The sequence below is a fragment of the Candidatus Binatia bacterium genome, assembly GCA_036382395.1.
Lineage (GTDB): Bacteria > Desulfobacterota > Binatia > HRBIN30 > HRBIN30 > JAGDMS01.
Map to the genome: position 1 here is coordinate 22,510 of DASVHW010000259.1, position 6,710 is coordinate 29,219.

Here is a 6,710-nt window from a genome sequence, read left to right on the forward strand (position 1 = left end):
CCAAAACGCCGGCAAGTACCCGCCATAGGATTCCTGTGTGCGCGCGGCTCCACATCGATTTCGCAGTTGGGCTTACTGCTTCTTCGCGGACGCAGCCGAGGTCGCAGCGAACAGCGAGGCCGTCTGCTTGCCGGCGAGTTCCTTCACGGCATCTCCTGCCCCTTCGCCAGCGGCACCATCGCTGTCGGCGATGCTGGCGAAGCGCGAGTCGAGGCGCTCCAGGCGCCGGTCGGCGCCGGCGAAGCTCGACGCCGCGTTGGTCAAATGGCGGCCGACCAGACGGAAGTCTTGACGAAAACGGTCGAAGTCGCCACGTAGCCGCGCCAGCTGTTGCAGGATCTCGTGCGAGCGCTCCTCGATCCGCAGCCCGCGCAGGCCGAGGACGATGGCCTGCAGGTAGGCATAGAAACACCCGGGCGACACGGGTATGACCTTGCGGGCCAGGGCATACTCGCCGATGTGCGCCTCGCCGGCCTGTTCGTCCTTCACCACGATCTCGTAGTAGACATTCTCGGCGGGGATATACATCAGCGCGAAATCGAACGTGCCCTCGTCGGGAACGATGTACTTGGCTGCGACGGCGTCGATGTGCCGCTTCACATCATTGACGAATGCGCGCCGCATCCGTGTCCGCTCGTCGTCAGTGTGTGCGTCCAACAGGCGGCGGAAGTTCTCCAGCGGGAACTTGGAATCGACCGGCACCAAGCCATTCCCCAGCTTGATCACCGCATCGACTTTCTGTCCGTTGCGGAAAGTGTACTGCGCCACGAAGTGATCGGCGGGCAGAATCTGTGCGAGCAGGTCTTCAAGCAACAGCTCCCCGAGCCCACCCCGCAGCTTCGGCGCTCGCAGGATTTGCTGCAAAGACGCGATGTCCTTGCCGACCTCGTAGATCTTGCGGTTGGCTTCTTCGAGGCCACCCAAGCTACGGTGCACGGCACCGACCACCTGCGCCGTGCTATCCAAGCGTTCGCCCAATGCCCGATGCGTCTGCTGCATGAGTTCGGCGCTTTCGTGCAGCCGTTGACCAACCGCCGCCGCCACCTGGGCCAGTTGCTGATTGAGGTTCTGCGTGCTGGCGTCAAGCGAGCGCCCGAGCTCGGTGCGCAAGCCATCGATCTGTTGCTGCAGCATGAGCGGCGCGCGATCCGCCTCGCGGGCGGCGCTCAAGGCTTCCAAGCCGGCAGCAGCGCGCCGCTGCTGGAGGAGAACCACCACCAGCAGAACGACGACGGCGGCCAGAACACTGCTGAGAACGATCGTGAGGGTCACAGAGTCTGCACCACGTATTCGAGCAGCTCACTCAGTTTGCGGATGCGCCGCGCAAACAGCGGGCGGTCCTCAGGCTCGGCGGCATCCAACCTATGCAACGCCAAGTGCAACGTGGATTCGATGATCTCGATGCAGCGCTCGGCACAGGCACGCTCCTGCTGCCGCCGGCGCGCGCGCACGATATCCTGAAATGGAATGACAACCGCCATCAGCCGACTTCCCGAGCAGGTCCCGTTCCCTCCCCCGCGGAAATCTTTTCCCTCTCGCCTTCTGGGAGAGGCGTGTCCTGAGCCAAGCCGAAGGAGTCAGGGTGAAGGCCGCGCTTCGCCGCCATCGTTTGCCAGCCGCCGCGCCCGAACCATTCAATCTGCCGTGCCAGTCCGAGCAAGATACTGACGTCGCGCTCTTCCATCTGGGCGCGGCCGAGGAAACGCCGGAAGGCGAACATGATGTGGTCGGGATTGTCGGTGTGGAGAAAGCCGATCGACAGAAAGGCCGCTTGCAAGCGCTGAAACATGAACTCGACCCGCTCCGCCGTAGCCAGCACCTGGGCCGTGCTTACCGTCTTCTGGGCTGCCAGGAAGAGCTCGTAACAGCACACCATCACGGCTTGGGCCAGGTTGAGAGAAGCATAACCGGAATCGGTTGGAATGATGATCAACTGCTGGCAGAGCTTGAGATCGTCGTTGCTGAGCCCGTGGTCCTCGGGACCGAAGACGAGGGCGACCGGGTTCGACCGGGCCACCGTCACCATGCGGATGGCAACATCACGGGGCGGCTCGGCCGCCTCCCGATACAAGCCGTTGCGGCACGTCGTACCGACCACCAACCCGCAATCCGCCACCGCCTCCGCCAGCGAGTCGCACCGGCGTGCCCGGTTCAGGACGTCCTCCGCGTGCACCGCCATGGTTTTCGACCAGAAGGTGCGGACGATGGCCGGGCGAACCAGCACCAGATCGTACAGGCCCATGTTCTTCATGGCGCGCGCCACGGCGCCGACGTTGGCGCCGCCGCGAGGCCGCACCAAGACGATGCGAATGTTACGCAAGGGCATCGCTACGGATGCTAGCATTCCGAAGAAGACGAAGAAAACGCCTCTGGCTCAATCGGGCGACCACGATGGGCTATGGGCTGTCGCTCTGGAATTCCGAATCGGCGCCTACGGTGGATAAACGCCGCAGATTCCAAGCTCTTGATAGCAGAAGGAATCGACACAGTAGCCCGTGTCGCAGTCTTTGTCTGACTGGCATGGTTGACGACCGCAGGCTGCATCCGCCGTGCAGACAAAGTTCGGTGGGCAGTCGGCACTGTTCGAGCACGGGACGCCGTAGGGATAGCACCAACCGAATCTGTAAGTTACGCGTTGATCCGCAGGGAGGCAGAAAAGGTCTAGCCCAAACACGGTATCACTTGGGCAGGGCGTGGCGTTACTACACCGACCTCCACGCGCCTCGAATGTGTGAATAGGGCTCGGAGTGCATCCGGGTTTGAGCGTTCGAGTCGGTGTCGGCGTTGCGGTTCCAGTCTGCAAATTCGTAGGCGAAGGCGTGGGGGTGGAGCAGAAGCAACCGAGGAACGTGCATCCTGGCCCAAATAAGCACGAATAAGCGAAGGGCTCGCCACAAGAGGGAGATGGCGTGGGTGGCACGAGGCAGGGAGGCGTCGGCGTGGCGCTCGGTGTTCCCGTTGGCGACGCCGTGGCCGTCGGGGCAGCCGTCGCGCTCGGAGTTGGCGTGTCCGCAGAAACAAGCGGCGGCGGATTCGACGATCCACATGCGGCGAGCGTCAGGGCCAGAAATCCTGTCAGCGCAAGTGCATGGCGCAGCATCAAGGTATTACTACATCGAAATACGGTTGGATTTCAATGAACACACTACCGGATAATGGCGCCATTATTACAAGGCTTATCTACCGTCGCAGACAGCAAGAACGCGAACGCAAGGAGCATCTAGAAGCACCTCCCGCAAGTCTGCCGAGCTAGGCACTCAGCCCCTAAGGCGAACAGTACCATCCGCCGGGCCCATGTTGACCCGTTCAGCGGCCCCTGTGTATGAATTCCTCTATGCGGATCGTGTCCTTCGGCGACATCCACATGTCGTTGCAGACCATCGAACGCCTGGCGCCGGAGCTGGAGAAGGCCGACCTGGTCATTCTCTCGGGCGATCTGACCAACTTCGGCGGGCGCGAGGACGCGGAGCAGGTGTTGACAGCCACGCAGCGGCATGCAGGCGCAGTGCTGGCGGTGTCCGGCAATCTAGATCGGCCGGAGGTGATCGATGTCTTGCGTGAGCGCGGCATCAGCCTGCACGGCGAGTCGCGGCGCATCGGCGAGCTCGGCATCTTCGGGTGCGGCGGCTCGAACCTCACGCCCTTTCATACGCCCACCGAATTCACCGACGAGGAGATCGGCGCATGGCTCGACCGTGGATACAACGAAGTGGCAGAAGCGCCGCACGTATTGATGGTCTGCCACACACCTCCCGCGAACACGGCGACCGACCGTATCCTCATCGGCCAACACGTCGGCAGCCCGAAGGTGCGGACCTTCATCGAGCAGTATCAGCCTGAAGTATGCATCACAGGACACGTCCATGAATCCGCCGGCATCGACCGCATCGGTCGCACCACCGTGGTGAACGCCGGCGCCTTTCGCGACGGCGGCTACATCGTCGTCTCACTTCGCTCCGGTGGCTTGGAGGCCGAGTTGAACCGCCTTTAATAATTTTGCGATCGCTGCTAGCTGGTGGCTTATGAGTGGCTCACGGAATGATATGCGAGTTGACCACGTTTCAATTGCCGTCAACGACATCGACACCGCCCTCGGGTTTTTCCGCAGCGCCTTCCCGATTGAAATGCGGGTCGAGAAGTGCCCGGGCTACACCGATGACTTTAACTGGTGCGACTTCTACATCGGACAATTCAAGCTGGAACTGATCGAGGCGACCCGTCCCGACAGCTTCGTGCGCCGGTTCATCGACAAGCGCGGCGAAGGCATGCATCACATTTCGTTCGAAGTGGGGCAGCTGGAGCCACTGCTCGATCGGCTGCAGGCCGACGGCCTCCGCATCGTCGACCGGCACCAGACCCAGGACGGCAACATGACCGCGTTCATCTCGCCGCGTAGCGCGCACGGCGTTCTCGTGCAGTTCTGGCAGGTAGGACACATGACGGAACCGGAGCGGCCGCGCAGCGTGCCGTTCCGGCTGCGCTCCGGCGAGGTCATCAAGGTGCGGGTCGATCACGTCTCCATGGCGGTGCGCAACATCGAGACCACCCTGGGCTTCTTCCGCCGCTACTTCCCTATCCGCGCCGTGCGCGAGCCGCATCCGGGCTACGAAGGCACCTTCCTGCTCACCAACTTCCTGCTCAACAACTACAAGATCGAACTGATCGCGCAGGACGAGAGCCGATCGCCGGGCTTCGTCACGCGATTTCTGGAGCGGCGCGGCGAAGGCCTGCATCATATCTCCGTGGACGTGGATCGGCTCGACCCGCTGCTGGCGCAGCTCGAAGGGGACGGTGTGCGCATCGTGGACCGGACCGATTTCAGCGACGAGCTCAAGACCGCCTTCATCTCGCCCCGCAGTGCGCACGGCGTTTTGATCCAGTTCTGGCAGACGCCTCATATGGAGGAATAAGTCAGGGGTTCGAGGGTTCAAGGGTTCAGGTTGACGGTCATATTCTTTGATGCGGCAGGGACCTTGTTTCGCGTGCGCGGCTCGGTAGGTCAGGCATACGCGACGGTGGCCGCGCACCACGGGATCGTCGTCGCTCCTGACGTCATCGCGAGCCGCTTTCGCGCCGCCTTTCAGTGTATGCCCCCGATGTGTTTCCCCGGCGTGGCAGAGGCGGAGATACCGCGGCGGGAACGAGTCTGGTGGAGACAGGTTGTCACCACAGCGTTTGCCGGTTTCCACTTCGATAATTTCGAACAGTTCTTCAGCGACCTGTTCGACTACTTCGCCCAGGCGGAGAATTGGGAACTGTTCTCCGACGTGATCCCAACGCTCAGCGGGCTGCGCAGCCGCGGCTTCCGGCTGGGGATTGTGTCCAACTTCGACAGCCGGCTCACCACGATTTGCGAGGGGCTCGATATCGCGCGGTTCTTCGACGCCGTGGTCATGTCCGGCCAGGCCGGTTGCGCCAAGCCGGATCCCGGAATCTTTCTGATCGCGCTCGAACGCCTCGGCGCCACTTCCGCGGAAGCCTTGCACGTCGGAGACAGCGAGACCCTCGACATCCAAGGCGCGCGCGCCGCCGGCCTGCGCGCCATCCTGATCGACCGCCAGGCCGAAGCCACCGACCCCGCGCACCGCGTTCGGGATCTGCGTGAGCTGCTGACATTGGTCTAGCGAAAAGGAACCTGGTGGGCGCAGGACTCTGCGCGCGAGCTCACCGCGGCGGGCACGCAGTCCCCCGCCACCATTCTCTGAGCACCGAGGCTGGTCAGTGTCGTTTTTGCCTTGCGCCTACCGATCGCATAGTATCGACAGCAGCTCTGGAGGAGGAGCCGGCTTATGCTGATCAAGCGGATACTTGTTCCTGTCGATTTTTCCACTGACTCCCTCAACGCGCTGACCTACGCGGGTGACTTCGCCAAGACCTTCGGCGCCGAACTTCTGCTGCTCTACGTCGTGGAGCCGATCTACTACGCCACGCCGACGGACATGTACGCCGTGAACGCGAATGTGGCCATGCTGCTGGACGAGCAACGCCGTCTGGGAGAGCAGCAATTCGCGCGCATCGCTGCCACACTGAAGAAACAGGGGCGGCGCTTCCGGACAGTGATCAAGACCGGTTCGGCGTCGCAGGTCATCGTCGACAGCGTCAACCGTGAGCGCGCCGACCTGGTCATCATGGCCACCCACGGACGGACCGGCCTGGCACACATGTTCATGGGCAGCGTCGCGGAGAAGGTCGTACGCACGGCCTCCTGCCCGGTACTCACGGTACGCGGCGTGGGAACGAAGCAGCGGAAGCCGGTGAAAAAAGCACCGGCGAAGGCTCGCTGAGGCGCATATCGGCGGGTGAATCGCGTATCGCCGGAGTCCTGCGAGACGCGATCGGCCCTACGCTAGATCAGTTGTTCGACCGGCGTGTGCTCCAGGCCGAAGGCTTCCGCTACGCCGGCGTGCGTCACCTGGCCGTCCAACACGTTGGCCCCGCGTTGCAGAGCCGGGTTCTCGCGCAGGGCGCGCCGCAGTCCCTTCTCCGCCAACTCCACTGCATAGGATAGCGTGGCGTTGGTCAGCGCAAAGGTCGACGTGCGCGGCACGATCGCCGGCATGTTGGTGACACAATAGTGGACGACGCGCTCCGCAATATAGATGGGCGCGTCGAGCGTGGTCGGGCGGGAGGTTTCGATGCACCCACCCTGATCGATCGAGATGTCCACGATGGCAGTGCCGGGTTTCATGGTACGCACCATCTTACGCGTC

General features: G+C 62.8%; 8 protein-coding genes. 4 read left to right on the top strand and 4 right to left on the bottom strand.

What is annotated here, in order from left to right:
- Positions 1 to 72: 72 nt before the first annotated feature.
- Genes VF515_12160 through VF515_12170 form a run of 3 tightly spaced genes read right to left on the bottom strand, consistent with a single transcriptional unit; the run spans position 73 to position 2,326 of the window.
- Positions 73 to 1,272, bottom strand: a complete 1,200-nt coding sequence (locus VF515_12160) for a DNA recombination protein RmuC (protein HEX7408388.1) — start codon at positions 1,270 to 1,272, stop codon at positions 73 to 75.
- Positions 1,269 to 1,481 carry a hypothetical protein gene (locus tag VF515_12165; protein ID HEX7408389.1) on the bottom strand — a complete coding sequence of 71 codons (213 nt, stop codon included), beginning with the start codon at positions 1,479 to 1,481 and terminating at the stop codon, positions 1,269 to 1,271. Before VF515_12165 ends, VF515_12160 begins: the two co-directional genes overlap by 4 nt.
- Positions 1,481 to 2,326 (bottom strand): RNA methyltransferase, encoded by an 846-nt coding sequence (locus VF515_12170; GenBank protein HEX7408390.1) that lies wholly within the window; start codon positions 2,324 to 2,326, stop codon positions 1,481 to 1,483. The genes VF515_12165 and VF515_12170 overlap by 1 nt, the downstream gene beginning before the upstream one ends.
- A 1,008-nt stretch (positions 2,327 to 3,334) precedes the next feature.
- On the opposite strand from VF515_12170, the gene VF515_12175 reads away from it, so the two are divergent.
- From VF515_12175 to VF515_12190, 4 genes are all read left to right on the top strand, one after another.
- Positions 3,335 to 3,991, top strand: coding sequence for a metallophosphoesterase (locus VF515_12175; protein HEX7408391.1), 657 nt, complete (start codon positions 3,335 to 3,337; stop codon positions 3,989 to 3,991).
- A gap of 52 nt (positions 3,992 to 4,043) precedes the next feature.
- Positions 4,044 to 4,910 (top strand): VOC family protein, encoded by an 867-nt coding sequence (locus VF515_12180; GenBank protein ID HEX7408392.1) that lies wholly within the window; start codon positions 4,044 to 4,046, stop codon positions 4,908 to 4,910.
- A gap of 30 nt (positions 4,911 to 4,940) precedes the next feature.
- Positions 4,941 to 5,624 (top strand): HAD-IA family hydrolase, encoded by a 684-nt coding sequence (locus VF515_12185; GenBank protein ID HEX7408393.1) that lies wholly within the window; start codon positions 4,941 to 4,943, stop codon positions 5,622 to 5,624.
- A 165-nt stretch (positions 5,625 to 5,789) separates the two neighbouring features.
- On the top strand, positions 5,790 to 6,284 hold the full coding sequence (locus VF515_12190) for a universal stress protein (protein HEX7408394.1): 495 nt from the start codon (positions 5,790 to 5,792) through the stop codon (positions 6,282 to 6,284).
- A 62-nt stretch (positions 6,285 to 6,346) separates the two neighbouring features.
- Here VF515_12190 and VF515_12195 read toward each other — a convergent pair.
- Positions 6,347 to 6,710: alanine dehydrogenase (locus VF515_12195; GenBank protein ID HEX7408395.1), on the bottom strand; the 364-nt coding region annotated here is incomplete at its 5' end.